Raw genomic sequence first — 15621 nt, 5'->3', positions numbered from 1 at the left:
GAGCCAGTCACTGCTTATCTGTCCTGCCTCACATTCCTATAGGGCCCAACGGCTCCGGCAAGACCGCAACTCTCTAGGCGCTTTGCCGCCTTTGTTCGTTTGGCCCCAGCCAGCGGCGACTCCGTGAATCGGATTTCTTCGTCCCGTACGATGAAAAGCAGGCTCCAGACGAGTGAGGGCTGTCGATCGAGGCTGAGTTCACATTTCCTAAGCTCAGTGACGGTGGAACGGACATTCGACCATTCCCGCGCATTTTGGACATAGTCGTGCTGGCAATTTTCTGGACGCATCTCCCTAAAGCCGATAAGTGCGGCGGCCAGACGAATCCCACTGTCTTCGATAGTCTCAGCGAGCTACCTGAATCCATCTGACGATTGACGATTTCCCCAGAACCACTGGTTCATATCTTCGTACATCTGAAGGTGCCGGCTTTCGAATCCCCCGCGATGCTCATCGACTTCAAACGAGTCGCTGTAAGGGGCGTACTGATGGAAAACTACTGGAGCAGATATGCAGTGCCGTGCTTGCCTTCGAGTAGGGGCTAGCGATGCGTGATGTACGGTGACTCGGTCATTCTATTGTCCTGTTTGAAGTCAAAAACCTCAGTCGAGACACTCTGCACAAAGATGATTTCAATACAAACGGGAGGCTGCTCCTGACACGCCCGCTGACTGATCAGTCAAATTAGCAGAACCTAAGGCTCGTGACACGACGGGGATGGGCTCTCGCCGGTGGCGCAACTTCTTTTTGATCTGTTGAAGGAATTTCGAAAGTAGCGTGGGTTGGGGCCTGGTGGTGAAAATATGGGGCTCCTTGCCCCATCACTGCCCATATTGCATCCACGGTATCTTGTGCTCTAGGTATTTTGAAAGTCTACATGTTGTGTTTGGTAATCTGGATCCATGATAATAATTGTCAAGGTCAAAGCTTGGAGTTCAGCAATGAGCCCCGTCGTATACTAGCGTGCAACGAATAATAGGCGGCCAAGGAATGCGCTTTTACCACACCATGCGAAAGTGGGCGACCTGCTCATCGCAGATCGTGGTAGCGCAACGGCCAAAACGTTGTTACCCATCGTAGGGCGAAAGGAATTCTATGCAGGTAATCAATTTCCACTCAGAGCAACCGGCATCCCAGGATGTGTTCCCCGGGAGCAGTCACGACAAGGTCGCGAGCGCTATTTCGCGGCACATCCTCAGCGAGACTCCGTCCAAGGTCATAGGCCTTGACGGTGAGTTTGGCTCCGGGAAGAGCTCGATCTTGAATATGTTGGATGCGAAATTGACGGCGGCAGATCCTCATTACCGGGTCTGGTTCTTTGACTGCGAGCAGAATTACCAAGGCTCTACCAAAAGTAACTTCATCGAACTGTTCACCGATGAGGCGCTTAAAGGGCTTCCTGCGGCCGGGAAAGAGGCCAGAACCCTGAAGCAGTCCCGAGACCGAGCGCTTGGCCGGTTGTTCGAGTACAGCAAAAATACAACGAGCCGCGTGAGTGCTTGGGCCATGGCGCTCGTCGCTAGCCTGTTTTTTTCCGCGACCTCATTTCGCGAGATTTTCGCGCTGACCCGAACCTCGCAGGATGTCAGCTCTGCGTTTCTCACAATCCACACCGTATCGCTTCTAAGTCCGGTGCTGGTGTTATTGCTGGCGAAAATTTGGCATTGGAAAGTAAAGATAGGTGGAGAGCGATGGAGCCTGCTCAGCCTTTTCAAGGGGTCTACTCACGACCACATCAATGAAAAAATCGAGGTCAGCAAAGAGGTGTCGCCGCTGGATCTGAAGCAGACGCTGATTGAGCAACTGCGAGTGTTAGCGGATAAGCATTTCGTCGTCATCTTGGACAACCTAGACCGGCTGCCGAAAGAGAGCTTGCGATCGGTCTGGAGTGACCTTGAGATCTTTATCGCCGTGGCCGGGAAGGCAGAAAATCTGACAGTAATCGTGCCATTTTGCTCTACCAAGGTCGCAACTTACCTTAAAGCTGAGGGTGACCGCAGGTATGACGCCAAGGATTTCATAGCGAAAAAATTCCCGGTCGTTTTCAGGGCACCGCCGGTAATCACCTCTGGTTGGAAGGACGGTTTCCGTCAACTATGGAATCACACGTTCCCAGCCACTGACGGAATCGCCGTTAACCCAAGCACTATCGAGCAATGTGCACAGTTCCTGCAGCGCCATAGCCCTATGGCCAGCAGTCTCGTAACGCCAAGGCTGCAGAAAAAATTCATCAACGACATAGCGACCACGGCCCTTGTCGTAGGCGAAGAGATCAGCTTGCTCGCGATCGCTGCACATCTGCTGCTGTGCAAGTACGCAGAGTATTCGCTCGTTGAGATTCTGCGCACAGATGGGTTCTCGACAGATTATGCGAAGGAGGTGGGCGAGGTAGAAGCCGGGCTAGTCACGGATACTAAGGGGCTGCTGACATCGGTCATCGGTATTACGATGGAGACTGGTTGGCAGATTCAGTTTCTCCAGATCCACTACCTCACAACGGGCGATATCGCCATCGCTGAGCTGCTTGATACCCCGCTAATGGAGGCCTTTTCAGACAACGATTCGGACGCCCTGGTGAGGCTCACTTCGCTTTTCGGCTTCTCCGATGCGGTGAAACGGTTACTTGCACAGCGTCCGGTATTGGCATCGCTACTTCCGACCATCGCAGCAGCGCATCAAGCACACTCTGGGGAATGGCCTGCTTCGTTGCTAGGGCTTTTGAATGTGGGGCAGCTGGATCTTTTCGGAGAGTCCAAATCGGGTTCCAAAGAATTTTATGAGGCCTTCCAGCACTGTCGTGGGTTGGGGTTGGACGGGAAGTTGCTCGAAGCTCACGGCACGAATTTGAGAGCAAAGCTGCTGAAATGCCTCAATGCCAGCTATGACAAGGAAACCCTCGAACAGGCTCGGGCGCTGCTCCAGGAATACGATTTGTACTTGCACGCTCAGGACAATGTAGTTGGAGGAATGGTTTTGAAGCGGGCAGAACACTTGATGCATCTGCTGCCTGATATGGAAGGTCTATTGGTCATCAGTCGGCACGATTTCACCCTCGAAGATGCTGCCCTGCCCAGCGCCAATCTTCAGCTCGCCTCATGTTCGGAACATCTCCTTTCACCATCACCTTTGCCGGCAGACTCGGTAGTGCCTGCGCTCGAATGGGTTTATGCAGGACGCAAAGTTCGCAATGGAATCGTCGGGGGAGTTGGGCCCGTGGATGTCACAACCCTGGCGGCGTTTACTGGTGCGGCCGGTGAGGAGGAGGGCGCCGTGGTGGGCTTGGCATTGGCGACAACAATTGATCGGACAGTATTGAACGCTCTCTCGACGTTGCTCGCCAATAACGCAAGCCCTTTGATAAAGGCTGTGGCGGCCGTCACTTATATTCGCCAAGCCGACGCGGAGTCGTTGTCCCTGCTCGAAGACCTGGATGGGGTGTTGGAGTCCGAAATATTCAGATCGCTCGGAAATGCTCTGCTTTCGAGCAAGCTTCTGTTTGCCCTATTAACCTCTGAGGAGGTGGGTAGCTCCATCGCGGGATACCTTGCATACCTTGTTGAGGGCAAGAAGATTGGTGCGCTGCAATGTGATTGGGTAGCCAAGAATTTCAGCGCGCTGACCGAGGCATTGGAACCGTACAGCCTGACAGAAGACGAGATCCTGGAGTGGCTGTTGCCGTGGGATATCCGTATAGAAGAGCACTGCCGTGACATTCTGACAGCCGATGCTCTGCTGATTGATCGCGTGATGGAATCAGGAGAAGAGGCGCTGCCGAAGGTGCGAGATTCTGTGATCAAGTCCCTCACTGGCGGGGAAATGACTCAAGGGAGCTGGGTTCAGATCATTTCAGCCGGCGCGAAGCAGCACCTGGCTGTCATACGCGCGATTGTCCGCGAGAACCTTACTATCGCTAGCATATCTGCCGTCACTGATGCCCTCATCGAAGTGCTCACCGCCATCGCAAATGCACAAACGACTGCGCCATGGGGTAATGCACAGTTTGCGATCATAGAGGCACTCTTGGAGGCCCAGGACGCGCAGCAGAGGGGCGTGGTTGGGATTCGCCTGCGCAATCTTATGTTCGCAGTATCAGTGGAACCTGATGACTTTGCAGTGCTGTTGGCCAAGTATGGTCATTTGATCCCCGATATCCAGCCGTCTAATCCGCAGGAGGTTGGAAGGATCATCCTGTTTTTAGACAATCTAAATCGTCATACAAGCGGCGACCAACCCTTGGCCTCGTTTTTCGATGCACGGGCTGAGCAGATAGCTGCCTACAAATACTCTCCTGAAATGAAGAAGATGATGGGAACGGCCGTCTCTAAATTGTCTGACACTACCCCAGCCTTGTACCGTTATTTTGCCCAGGCAAAAGGTTTCGTCCGGCTTCTTCAGTCGCTCAAGCGAGGAGCGCCTGACACCGAGGTGGAGTGATCAGATTGAGGGGGCGCGAAATGACTGATGATTTGGCAGATTGAATAACTAAGACTGTCTCGTCAATAACTTGGTTATCTGAGTCATGAAGCGCTTGGCCTGAGTTAGGTGATGGTTAACGCTACCGAGGCACGCTGATCGCAGTTTCACCGAGCTCTAGATTTTTTGATGTTCAAGCGCATTGAGTAGTCTCTGCGGCGAACTGCGAAGAGTTGAGCCTTCAGGCGCTCGGCGTTATTGAGGATGGCAGCGGACTTGCCTGATGCAACGACCGCATCCTTCTCGGGGAAAAGGCCGCCTGTGCATTCATCAGTAAAGTCGTGGTAGGCCTGATCGACCCCAGATGTATTGAACCCAGAGTAGTCGTCATCCATGGACTGAATGAAAGTGGTCAGACGTGACTGAAGCCCAGCGATATAGCCGGGATTAACTTTGAGCTTGTCGCTAGGATCAATCCGTTCCCACCACAGGCACGAGCACTCTGACAGCTGGTCAATCAGAACAAAGCCCTGCTCTAGTCTCTTTGAGTAGTCAGATGAGAAAGCTGTCCACTTTGCTCTGATCGAAGTGATCCATGCTCCAAACCACCCACCCAGTAACGCCACCACAATTGCCTTAAGGATTTCAGTCGTCGGGGACATCAGGTGTACCCTCCGCACTCGCAATGTAGCGCCAAATCTGATTGCTGATTAGTGGACTCGATGTTTGCAAAATCAGCCGGGAGTTGAGCTCATGCGCGGTGTACTTATCTGCCCTCACAAGTCCCCCGAATGCCTCTTCCAGCCAGGACGATGGGAGAGCAACCGTTCCTTTCAGATCCACTGTGACATTGCCTGGTGACCTAAGGGCCACCAGTAGTTGCTCTTTTCTGAAGGTTTCCCCGCTGTAAATGCCATCAATAGGTGTGCGTCCGCAAGGAAATTTAGCGAGTTCGCGCAGCACAATAGGGCGGCTCATTGCTCATGGCCCAAAGGCATGATGATCTGCACCCGGGTACCTTGAAGCTTTGCGGCACGGCTAGAGAATTGCCTGTCCTCCGTGACGCTAAAGGAGTGATCTCCGCTTTCGATAATGAACGAATGTATAGACCCTCCGCGGACAGCTCGCAAGATAGAGCTGAGGCCCTGCCCACGATACTGGGCTGACGAGCGTTGGTTAATCGCTAAGATGATGGCTTCTAATGAGGAAACATCTTTGTTGATGTGCTTGGATACTGAGCCATAGACCCCTTGACCGTTGTCGCGAACGGTAATGGCTGTTCCCGCGACTGCCTGTTCCACCGTCAACTCCCAGCTTACGCTTGGCGAAGCAGCGCTTGGAGCATGGACATATACGTTGCTTAGCATCTCTGCCAGTGGCTCATAGGCCGCATAGAATATAAATTCCCAACCGGCTTCGACGAAGGCTTTCAAAATGGACTGCATGTCCATAGGTCGATCCGTGGACGATGCGATTTTAAATTGCGGTGATGGAAGTTTCTCAGCTTTCATTGGGGCTACCCGCCATGGTGTCTAGCATCTGCGATGCACAAGAGTCATGCGTACCGCCTGAATGTGCCCGGCATGTTGATTGTCTGTCAATATCGCGAAAGGCCTGCAAGGCTAGTGGTTTGCAGAGCTGAACGCAGATTGCCTTCGCTGCGGCAGGTGTTCTGGTAGCCGTCACTTAGTTGTTCTGCAGTCTGATAGCTCCTACAACACAGTATCGGGGAGACTGGTTTGCCGTGATCAAACAGCCTTTAGCTCTGCACGCGCTGCTACAAGCGCGACTGTCTCCTCGTGGAGTTGACGTACCACCACATTGAGCAAATCAGCGAAGGTTTCGGCGTAGAATTTTGGCTCAGTTTTGAACGGGTGGCCCATTGATGCCTTGTTGATTCCGATGTGTTCAGCTTTATCCGTGAGTCGCTTGAATGACTTCATCACGCCGCTGCCAGTCGTACTGGGATACTGGAACACCTCCGCATGACCGGTTTTGACGAGCGTGTTCATAATGGTTGCGGCGTCGAAGGAAACACCGTGATCAGCGATGAGGGATTTGAGCGTTTTGGCTTGCATACAAAGCATCCTTGCAGGTCGGTGATGGCTCTAGGCTACCAATGGTCTTCTTTTCCTCATGTTTTCACAACCCAATCATCGTCCTCGGTGCGCCTTGGAATTAAGAATGGTTGAGCCGTAAAAGTCTCGCTGATTCTATATTCGCCTGGGTCTGTCCCTTGCTCGTATGAATAGGGGTAAGTGCTGATGCCATACTTCGGTTCAAACAAAGGAGAACAAATGCCAACTGGGGTGACGCGCATGCAGGCAGGCTAGAGTTGTGGGTACTCTTCAAACGGTTCTTCCTGGGTCGGCTCTGACGAAAGCCCCAGTAGGTCGATAAGCGCCTCTGCCAACTCAGAATCCATCGCCAAAGGCCACTCATTGAGGAGTGACAAGTAAAAGTCGCCCACGTCATCGTCGGAGATAATCCATCCGATTTGGCTGTTGGTGACCGCTGCACGAAACAATTCGACGGCGTCCTCCGCCATAAGGTACGGCATATAGGGGGCAAGCTTGCTCACTGCAGAGTGAGTATCCGCAAAGGAGCTGCTCTCAACCAAGTCTTGAATAGCGGCAAGAACCTCCTGACGAGGCACCTTGGCTGCTTCCTGGATGAGGCGTTCCTCTGGGACGACTGCTTCAGACTCATTCTCTGTTCGCGAAGCCTTAGGTATCGGTACGGCCAGTGCACCGGCCGGGTCGATATGATTGGCGGTAGTGGGAGGAACATATTCGACTTCGACGACTTCTGGTGGAGCAGCGGCGTCGGGCTGCTCCAGCTGGTTTTTGTAGTAGGTCACGAGATCTTTGATGTTTCTGAACATGCTCAGATTGCCGCCACCTTTCAAATCGGCCCATTCATCCGACAGGAACGCGAGAGGCCGACTAACCTTATCCATGGTCAGCGGTGATACAAAATCGTCATCCTTGGAGACGATGAACAAATCTCCATCGGGAACATGTCTTAGCAAGGTTTCCCAGTTGTATCGGTCTCCTACGCTCACGCCCTTTCCTGGTGGATTCCCCTTATTCATCCTGACGATGGCCTTTTCGTACAACTCGTCGTCTTCGGCGTACCGGGCAGCATTGCGGAACAAATCGGCAAGCTTGCTATCAACGTCAAGCTCATTGCGCAGGGCGAGCGACGTTGCATTTGCAATCAGCAGAGCCTTGGCCTGCTGAACCGTCTTCACTGCGTCATCGTACTGGCGAGCCGTTGCCGTTCCCCGCATATGGTTGGGTACCTTGCTGGGCAACTTAGCATTGTTGAACTCCGACATCGCAGCTTGAAGCTTGGACTCACGATTTCTCTTGAACTCATTTTCCACCTGTTTGGGCAGGTGTAGAGTGATCTGACCCGGCTGAGTGAGGGCAATGAGTTCGTCCAGTACTTCAAGCCGGTCATCCGGGAATGAGTAAAAATTAAGAAAAATATTTGTGTCGATAAAGACGTGCAACGTAGACATTTTGCTTCCTTTCAACGATGGGCCAAAGGCTATGGTGGTAAAGCACCCCGATGCTTATAGTCCTCGAAGCTTGGCATTAGCGTAGCGGCATTTAGGTTGGCGGCAGCACCGGTCGACTCATGCCGTTCAATTCGGCTCCACTACGAAAAACCGGAGGTTACGTGAAGCACAGTGCACCCCAGAACCTCTCACACCTGAGGAGTTCGATGCGATGATGCTGGAGTTCGATCGGGCCGGCGACTGGATGCTTGAGATACTAAGGCTGGAGCCATCTGCTCCTGAGCCAGCTATCGCTACAGACAAAGAAACAGAGCTTCCAGAACGTGCTTAGAAGGTCTCAAGCGACAACAATAGCTTCTTGATGTGCGAATTGGTCTTCCGCCAAGATGTCGTATTCCCCTACGCTGCTGAGCTGGTAAACATCCCGGGCCTTCTTGACCCGATCAAGGAGCGGAAGAATCTGGCTCGATGCAAGCTCCAGGAAATCGTTTATGTCAGCGCGTGTTCGGGGGATCTTGTACCCCTTCCCACGCAACTACTCCATCAGTCAAAGCGCTCAGCATACTACCTTGTTCTAGTGGGCCACAGTCATGCGCTCCATCGCCCTTTAAGGCCAGCAGGTATATGCCAAATATCCGCCTGCAGAGCTGGCCGATCCGCTGGGCATCAGGACGGCTATCAGGAGGGGGGAACGCGGGACAAATTTCAGTCGTTTCGACTGAGGATGAAGCAAACACTCCCGGGGGCTTCACGAAGGGCATGAGTCTGGCATGAAAAAGGTCGAGCACTGGGGTATGACAAGGGCAGGGTGGCGGGTAGATTTTCGATTGATGAATTATACAAGCCTGAAGGAAAAGCTCGAAAAAGAGGCCAGAAGAAGAAAGTCACAGGCCATGATTGTGCACTTGTCATTCGATGGTGGCGTTGACCACCGCAGTTGAGGCGTTCGTATGGGGCTGGCTGATCGCTTGAATGCGTAAAGCACTAGGTAGAAAACGCAGGATGTAAACCAGCTTTTTGACCTGTAAACCTGATAGGTTTACAGGTGAAATTTGCGGTTTACAGGTTGGGTTTCGATGGTGGCGGCCCGTGTTCACGCAAGCCAGATGGTAGACAAAATCCTCACAGACCAACTGCCTTTCCGCCCACTTTGGCCACCCAAGCCTCCAGGCCATCCGCGTTTGCTGTCAGTCGCCCCAGCTTATCCAATCGCACACTTCCTGGCGCCGTCTCGTCTTGCATATGAGTTTTTCATGATGGCGTTAGATGATCTGATAGTTGTGAAAAAAATCGAGGATCCTCAACAGGTCTTCACTGGTCTGAATGGCATCCTGGCCGAAAGTGAGCCCTTTCAGAACTGGATTTCCATCTATCCGCTGGGCTTCAATACGTTGAACTGTTGGATTCAAACTAGAGAAGCTGTCGAAGGCGTGCTTGAGCTTGGGCGGTTTCGGCTGATTGAATCGACTCGTGGGCATGAGCAGCTACAGGATGTCCTGAAAGAGGAGTTTGGTGTCTCAAGAATCAACGCTGATGAATACCGGCACCAAAATACGCAGGGCGGTGGAGCATTAGCAGGGGAGTGCCTGCTTGCTTTTCCGTGCCATGGCGCTCTAGACCGGCGTGATTTGAAAGCGGGCCAGGGATTCACGTTTTTTTGCAGATTGGCGGAGCTTTTCGCGCAGTTAAGCGACTCGCAGAACTCTAGCTGGCCAAATGGGGGTAGGCCGCTTCGGCATGCCTTCCACGTTCGATCCGAAGACGGCTTCATCGACCGACATCCTCTCCGATCACAATCAAGGCTGAATATTGATCCCTCGGACGAGTTCTACGAGTTACTGGTTGAACAGGATTTCGGCTGGTTCGCGGATAGGATCTTCTATCCAGAAGATAAAGTCCTGCGGAAACTCAAGACGGCCCTGGAGCATTTCTCGCGGGCCTACAGAAGTGAGGACAAGTTCGTTAGGCTGACTGCATCAGTGATTGCGATGGAGGCCGCATTCTACACCGCTGAAAAGGTATCGATCGGAAATCGGCTTTCGCGATTGGTCTCAGCGCTGTGTTTCCCACCTCCGGAACAGGCTCAAGCGTTTGAGACGATGAAAGCCATCTATTGCAAACGATCAAAGGCTCTTCATGGTGATAACGTCACAGTATCGGCAACCTTAGCAAAGCAATCTCACCATTTTGCCGCGCTAGCCAAATTCCAGGCCTTCAAACTCTACAGTCAGTTGAGCGAATCGAGTGCAGAAGGTGAGATCGAGAGACGATATCTGAAAGCGTTGTCGGATTTGGTCTCGTCAAAGGGGATGCAGCCTGAGCCGCGATGAGATGTTTCGGCTTGGGCAGTAGGAGTACGAAATGGCGGCAGGGGCTGTTTAATCCTGCCCTATACAATCAATGTCTGGGCCGGAGCAGGAGAGGGCTGGGTGGAGCTACGCGATTATCTAAAGTTTGTGACGTGGGGCGTCGAAGGGCTAACAGCCTGGTATTTGACAAAGGTGCTGAGACAGAGAATTGTCGAAGGCAGGAAGCTTATTGAACCCCGCGCGGCCCAGCCCTTCTTACGGCTTGGGTTTCGCTGGGTTGGGGATTTGAAGGTAGGGATGATTCATCCCCCGGAGATTCTTTTTCACATAGGTAATCGCGAAGGCCGAGCTATCTATCTCGATCAAATTGATTGGTACTCACCAGCCAATCGATTGAGGTGGGACGCCAAGGTTCAGGGCATTTCGGGCCACGCGCTGCTCCCTGGGCAAGGCTTCACAGTTACTCTTGAGCCTCTCGACACCCTTGAACCGGTGGTCAATCTCACCGAGGTATGGGGAACTTGGTTGTCGCAGATGCGATTGATCTGCGGCCTACGCTTGTCAGTGCGGTTACAGAGCGGCGAAGAAAGCACCATTGCTGCGCCTAGGGTGCTGAAGATCTATCTTGCTCACTTGCATCGTTTACCGCTGCTGGCACGGGGCTTTATCCGATGCCAGTCCTACGTGCGCCCGTAGCACTCAACGGGCTACTGCTTAGTAACCGGCATCCGTTGACACCGTTACGGGAATTTTTGGTATTTCAATGATGATTTCTACGTTCATCTGCAAATTGTCTGTGAGTTGGTTAAAAAAGCGCTCTCCCTGTTCCGACTCGAAATCCGCGGTCAGGAGCAGTTCAATAGAGGGGTAGGTGCGATACCTCTCCCTAATGTGCGCAAAAAGGCCGTTTGTTACCAGATCGACGCATCGCTCGCTCACGCGATGCGCTGGAGCACCACCGGAACCCGGTTAAGGAACAGCGCGAACAAGATCAGCGTCCGCATGAGACTCAGCTCCAGCAAATTCAAGGCGAGTTTCGCCAGTAGCGAGAAACCTTGGCGGTCAAACAGGACGAGCTGACTCGCTTAAATCCTGATAATGAAATTTGGCGCCAAGAAGGCAATCCCAATGGGCTCCTTAAATTTTCGCCAGGGTATCGGATCTGTCCGTTGAATACGCCTTAGCGTAGCCTGCATCTGAGCATATTGAATCAGAATGACTTGAAGATTGCTGAGGTGGGCAAGGAGGGCGATTTGGTGGTGCGATGGTTCGACAACTCGCTAAACTTCAGAACCGAACTGCCGACGCACCGCGATTTTACGGTATCTGCGCACGCCGAGGGGCTGATCTATTTTTTCGCACCGATGCAGCCGCGCTGACATTCACTCGAATCATCACTCAGTGGCAAAACTCGATGCGCTCATGGAGTCGAGTCGTTCTCATCGGCTTATTCGCAGCAAGTGGGGCCTGTTTCATATGGTTTGTCATCCAGCAACTCAAGATTCTGTGGCCTATCCTATTTTGAAACGTGCTGCTGGTTTTGGTGGTCGCATACAGCTCCAAGTGGTGAGCACGGTTAGCAACTGGGCAGAGAGAAGGCTAGCCGCTTGATAAATCCTACTAAGCCTCATTGGAACGTCTTGCGGCCGTCTTGCTGACCGAGAGCTTTGGAACCTCTCGGTTGACGAGCCGAAAATGAAGCTTGTCAGTCAAACCCCTTGGGCAGATATACGGAGTGCAGAACTGGTAATCGCGCAACAATCATCTAGTCCATCCGTTTCGTGAGGTTCTGGTTGTAAATCTACTTTTTGATCTGTAAACCAAGTTGGTTTACAGATCAAAAAGTTGATTTACACGAGCTGCGATGATGCACGCCTATGGAGACCTTCAAAGCCCAACAAAGAGGCTATCCAAAAACTGAAAACCCTTCAGCAGCCTGCTGCTAAACCTCAATGCCCCGCCGCCTCTCACTCACTAAAGAGCAATTTTGTCTGCCGAGAAGAGATAATTGCCTGCTTCCTCGTCTGCGGTAGAGCCTTCACATGGGCGACTGCTGCGCCTGCCTCGAAATCAATCCCAAGGTCGTTGAGTACTCCTGAGCTCTTAAGATCAAGGAGCTCTGTTTCCAACCGATTTAGCAGGTCTCGCAGAGGTGCGCCGCTCTCACATCCGAGCGTTATGGTGACCAGGGTCAGAGGACTAAGCTCCAACGTTTGGCTGATAGCCTGAAGCTTATCGAGTGTCAGGCTGGATTGGGCACGTTCAAGCTTCGAGAGGTAAGTGCGACTACTGGCGTCTGACAGATGTTCTTGGGTAAGCCCGCGACTGTTGCGCATCGCCTTTAGCACGGCGGCGAAAGCTGTCTTCAACGACATGAAAGTTTCCTGGACGCGTTTCGTTTTTCGGGCCGGTTCTCAGTAGGCTGCGTGCCATTCGGCGCTCTAAAGTCATCGAGACTAACACGACCCAGCATCTAGCTGGATCAGCTAACCCAGTGTGTCCGTAGAGACTTCCTTACGTAGCAGATTCATCCCTCAGCATGCCAATGCCTATTCACCGTCGAAGTCGGGACGCCCATCTCCCGGGAAACCTCTGCCTGTGACAAGCCCTTTGCCTTCAGAGACAGCACCGAGGCGCGCATTTCAGCCGCGCGGGCTGTCGTGGGGTGTGGACTTGCAGTTGCGTCAGCGCATTCTGGCGGCTCCGAGTCGAGCAAACTCAATCGCTCCAGATCGGCCATAGCCTGGTTGAGGATTTCTCTCGGAGTAACACCGCGCTCAGCGGCAAATGCAACGGCGAGAAGAGCGCTCGGTTGTACGCCCAGCGCCACCGCGAGTTCAGAACTCATCTTGAGGGTGGGACTCGTTTTACCCGATTCCAACTGACTTACGTGAGAGCCCGTGACCCGGGTGCTGATGTCTTTTTGGGTCAATTGCTGTTTGACCCGAATCAGCCGTAGAGCCGATGCGAAGCCTTTTTGGATCGACATTTCAGGAGATCCTGCAAACGGAACGATATGCCGTGTTTGCTATGGCCCAAACAAATCTATATATTTAACCGAGTGGCATTTCTCATGATTCCGATTACCCCCGACTAAGGTATTACTTGAGTCAGGCGGGCCGCTGCGGGCGTGGCGTGGGATCAGAATCAATATACGGTTAAACCGTTCTATATCGCGAAAAAATACGCGGTACAAACCACCCTTGGAGGCATCTTGAGAGCCAGGATCTACTCAGACCTACACCTCGAATTCGAGAAGGCGATATTGTCAGACCTCACTTCAGAAGATGCGGACGTCGTGATCTTGGCCGGCGACATTCACCAAAAAAACAAAGGTGTGCTTTGGGCTCAAAAGGCTTTTTCTGTCCCAGTTATCTACGTCAGTGGGAACCACGAATTTTATCGTGGACATCTTGATCGGACTCTAGAGGCGATGAGGAGCTCAGCTGAGGGAAGCAACGTGCATGTACTCGAAAACGAGAGCATCGTTATCAATGGTGTTCGATTTCTGGGCGCGACCACCTGGACGGATTTTTCTGCGAACGGGAGCGTTTACGAAGCAGCAGAGGAAGCTAAGCGGTTGATGAATGACTTTCGGTTGATTCGGGTCGGCAGTAATTACCGTCGCATCAATGTTGGGGATCTTATTTCGCGCAATCATCAGACTCACGCTTGGTTAACTGAGAAGTTGGCTGAAGACTTTGGCGGCAAGACGGTAGTTGTAAGTCATCACTGTCCACTCCGAGGCTATGCCGATTCGGAGAGCAGTTCGCCGCTGCTCCCTGCTTATTCAAATGAATGGCCGGAGTTAGTGAGCTTGGCCGATGCTTGGATCTTTGGTCACACGCACAGCCTTGTTGACGCTGTGGTAGACGGATGTCGATTGATTAGTAATCCGAGAGGTTACCCAGGCGAGAATTGCGGATTCGATCCCAGGTTCACTATTCTTCTTGACTGACCTATTTATTGATTGGAGGCATTTTGTATTACCCAGATAAACTAATCGACGCGATATCTATTGAGTTTAGTTTTCCAGTGGCAGGTTTTTTGATGGATGCCAGAATTAAGGATGAAGGTTATCGGGGAGCAATATTCTTTGATGTATTAAAGCGTTGTGAAGATGGTTGCAGCATTACGATTGGCGAGGTTGTCAGTGTAATGCAGGAGCATGGGTATAGTGTTATTCAAACGGGTTGTGGGAGCCGCTATGTTATCGTGAGCCACCTGATGTTTATTGAAGAAAGCTTTGATGGCGTGCCTCAGGCTTTAATTCTCAGGGCTCACTAACAAAATTGAGTAGTGTGGTTCTTTTTCTACTATTGTGAAAGGAGATGTGCAAATGTCGGAGCTTAAAAAAGTCGTTGTCGTTGTTAGGAATTCTCGATATGACGACTCAACTCCATCGATGACGATGTATGAGAATGTCCGGGTTGAGGATGAGCAGGGAAGAACTGTTTATTACAAAAAGCTAGTCGTGCCGGCCTATCTGAAAAAACATGGAGCGGTAGTCGAAGGTATGCCAAGAACTTGGTTTATAAAAAATATTAGCAAAAAAGTCACAGTGCTTCTGGCTTATCAAAAGCCTGATGGGAAGGTTGAATACGATCTCGACGAAATAAAGTTAATGTCGAGGGGGAGCTATGTTACAGGCCTGAAGTTTGCGGTTGCGGCTGTTCCGGCAAGTGTTATCGTTGCTGTTGCAACGTACGGAGTTGGGCTTTTAATATTTCCTCTGTTTGCATATTATGCATATCGATCTTTGTTGACAGTCCCTGCCATGCTAAGTCATAAAACGCTCTTGCAAGACTTTTCGAAGTTTGGGATAAGTATTGAAGCGTGAGATTCGTCTGTGCTGCCGACGGCTATGGAACAATTTGGTCTCGGCAAGTCCATCTCCGTGTTAAACCATATCGTCAGGGAAAATCGGGCGTGACAAATATTTTGCGCAGCGTCGTTGAGCTGTTAGGTAGTGCGGGTGATCCGGCTATCGGATTTGAAGGAAGCGTTGAAGCTGCTGAGGCTCATGCAATTCTCAATTTTGCTGGAAGGCAATATTGCTTGGTAAGGGAATGGATCATCGTCGAAATCGAAGTGACGAACGAGTATCGAGTCGATCTCGCATCTGATGGATTATCACCTTTCGTTTTGTATGCAGCAGATGTGGTATTGCATAGCACCGGCAAGCGCCGGCCGGGCGATTGGGTGCGCAGCACCTACCAAACCTTCATCATCCCCGAACATGTTTTTCAGACGCGCAATACTACCTATGTGCTTGTGGGCCCTGGCAGTAGAAAAAGGCTACCGTGGAAACAGTAATGGCGATCGCAGAATGAGCTTTGACGTACACGATGCGCGATCCGGGAGGACGGCTGG

At 51.9% G+C, this 15621-nt stretch carries 16 protein-coding genes; 9 read left to right on the top strand and 7 right to left on the bottom strand.

The genetic code is table 11. From position 1 onward, the window contains the following. Positions 1 to 1095: 1095 nt before the first annotated feature. Complete coding sequence (locus AO242_RS27765; RefSeq protein ID WP_099271204.1) at positions 1096 to 4434, top strand: P-loop NTPase fold protein; 3339 nt, start codon at positions 1096 to 1098, stop codon at positions 4432 to 4434. 146 nt (positions 4435 to 4580) lie between these two features. Here AO242_RS27765 and AO242_RS27760 read toward each other — a convergent pair whose 3' ends face one another. From AO242_RS27760 to AO242_RS27740, 5 genes are all read right to left on the bottom strand, one after another. After that, on the bottom strand, positions 4581 to 5075 hold the full coding sequence (locus AO242_RS27760) for a hypothetical protein (protein WP_099271203.1): 495 nt from the start codon (positions 5073 to 5075) through the stop codon (positions 4581 to 4583). Further along, positions 5059 to 5391 (bottom strand): STAS-like domain-containing protein, encoded by a 333-nt coding sequence (locus AO242_RS27755; RefSeq protein WP_099271202.1) that lies wholly within the window; start codon positions 5389 to 5391, stop codon positions 5059 to 5061. Before AO242_RS27755 ends, AO242_RS27760 begins: the two co-directional genes overlap by 17 nt. Continuing rightward, the gene (locus AO242_RS27750) at positions 5388 to 5924 is read right to left on the bottom strand and encodes a hypothetical protein (RefSeq protein WP_141562249.1); all 537 of its coding nucleotides are present in this window, start codon (positions 5922 to 5924) and stop codon (positions 5388 to 5390) included. The genes AO242_RS27755 and AO242_RS27750 overlap by 4 nt, the downstream gene beginning before the upstream one ends. Positions 5925 to 6161: 237 nt before the next feature. Beyond that, positions 6162 to 6491 carry a hypothetical protein gene (locus tag AO242_RS27745; protein WP_099271200.1) on the bottom strand — a complete coding sequence of 110 codons (330 nt, stop codon included), beginning with the start codon at positions 6489 to 6491 and terminating at the stop codon, positions 6162 to 6164. A 251-nt stretch (positions 6492 to 6742) separates the two neighbouring features. After that, on the bottom strand, positions 6743 to 7939 hold the full coding sequence (locus AO242_RS27740; protein WP_099271199.1) for a PIN domain-containing protein: 1197 nt from the start codon (positions 7937 to 7939) through the stop codon (positions 6743 to 6745). A 770-nt stretch (positions 7940 to 8709) separates the two neighbouring features. Between AO242_RS27740 and AO242_RS29505 the strand changes: the two genes are divergently transcribed. From AO242_RS29505 to AO242_RS29500, 4 genes are all read left to right on the top strand, one after another. Continuing rightward, positions 8710 to 8880, top strand: coding sequence for a hypothetical protein (locus AO242_RS29505; RefSeq protein WP_176560711.1), 171 nt, complete (start codon positions 8710 to 8712; stop codon positions 8878 to 8880). Between the two features lie 312 nt (positions 8881 to 9192). After that, on the top strand, positions 9193 to 10269 hold the full coding sequence (locus AO242_RS27730; protein ID WP_099271198.1) for a HEPN domain-containing protein: 1077 nt from the start codon (positions 9193 to 9195) through the stop codon (positions 10267 to 10269). Positions 10270 to 10368: 99 nt separating this feature from the next. After that, positions 10369 to 10944 (top strand): hypothetical protein, encoded by a 576-nt coding sequence (locus AO242_RS27725; protein ID WP_099271197.1) that lies wholly within the window; start codon positions 10369 to 10371, stop codon positions 10942 to 10944. 524 nt (positions 10945 to 11468) lie between these two features. Next, complete coding sequence (locus AO242_RS29500; protein WP_176560710.1) at positions 11469 to 11627, top strand: hypothetical protein; 159 nt, start codon at positions 11469 to 11471, stop codon at positions 11625 to 11627. A 588-nt stretch (positions 11628 to 12215) separates the two neighbouring features. On the opposite strand, the gene AO242_RS27715 is transcribed toward AO242_RS29500, so the two are convergent. Both AO242_RS27715 and AO242_RS27710 read right to left on the bottom strand, forming a co-directional pair. Beyond that, the gene (locus AO242_RS27715; protein WP_099271196.1) at positions 12216 to 12623 is read right to left on the bottom strand and encodes a helix-turn-helix domain-containing protein; all 408 of its coding nucleotides are present in this window, start codon (positions 12621 to 12623) and stop codon (positions 12216 to 12218) included. A gap of 152 nt (positions 12624 to 12775) precedes the next feature. Next, positions 12776 to 13237, bottom strand: coding sequence for a helix-turn-helix domain-containing protein (locus tag AO242_RS27710; RefSeq protein WP_099271195.1), 462 nt, complete (start codon positions 13235 to 13237; stop codon positions 12776 to 12778). Between the two features lie 225 nt (positions 13238 to 13462). Here AO242_RS27710 and AO242_RS27705 point away from each other — a divergent pair, with 225 nt between their 5' ends. From AO242_RS27705 to AO242_RS27690, 4 genes are all read left to right on the top strand, one after another. Further along, entirely contained in the window at positions 13463 to 14206 is a 744-nt protein-coding gene (locus tag AO242_RS27705; protein WP_099271247.1) for a metallophosphoesterase, read from the top strand. A gap of 23 nt (positions 14207 to 14229) precedes the next feature. Further along, on the top strand, positions 14230 to 14535 hold the full coding sequence (locus AO242_RS27700; RefSeq protein WP_257153520.1) for a hypothetical protein: 306 nt from the start codon (positions 14230 to 14232) through the stop codon (positions 14533 to 14535). A 52-nt stretch (positions 14536 to 14587) separates the two neighbouring features. Beyond that, a complete protein-coding gene (locus tag AO242_RS27695; protein ID WP_099271194.1) occupies positions 14588 to 15088 on the top strand; it encodes a hypothetical protein in 501 nt (166 codons plus the stop codon). 89 nt (positions 15089 to 15177) lie between these two features. Beyond that, entirely contained in the window at positions 15178 to 15564 is a 387-nt protein-coding gene (locus AO242_RS27690; RefSeq protein ID WP_099271193.1) for a DUF6957 family protein, read from the top strand. Positions 15565 to 15621 lie beyond the last annotated feature (57 nt).

This window comes from Pseudomonas sp. ICMP 561, from assembly GCF_002699985.1.
GTDB classification, from domain to species: Bacteria; Pseudomonadota; Gammaproteobacteria; order Pseudomonadales; family Pseudomonadaceae; genus Aquipseudomonas; species Aquipseudomonas quasicaspiana.
The sequence above is the reverse complement of the archived record's forward strand: the minus strand, read 5'-3'. Positions and strand labels throughout refer to the sequence as shown.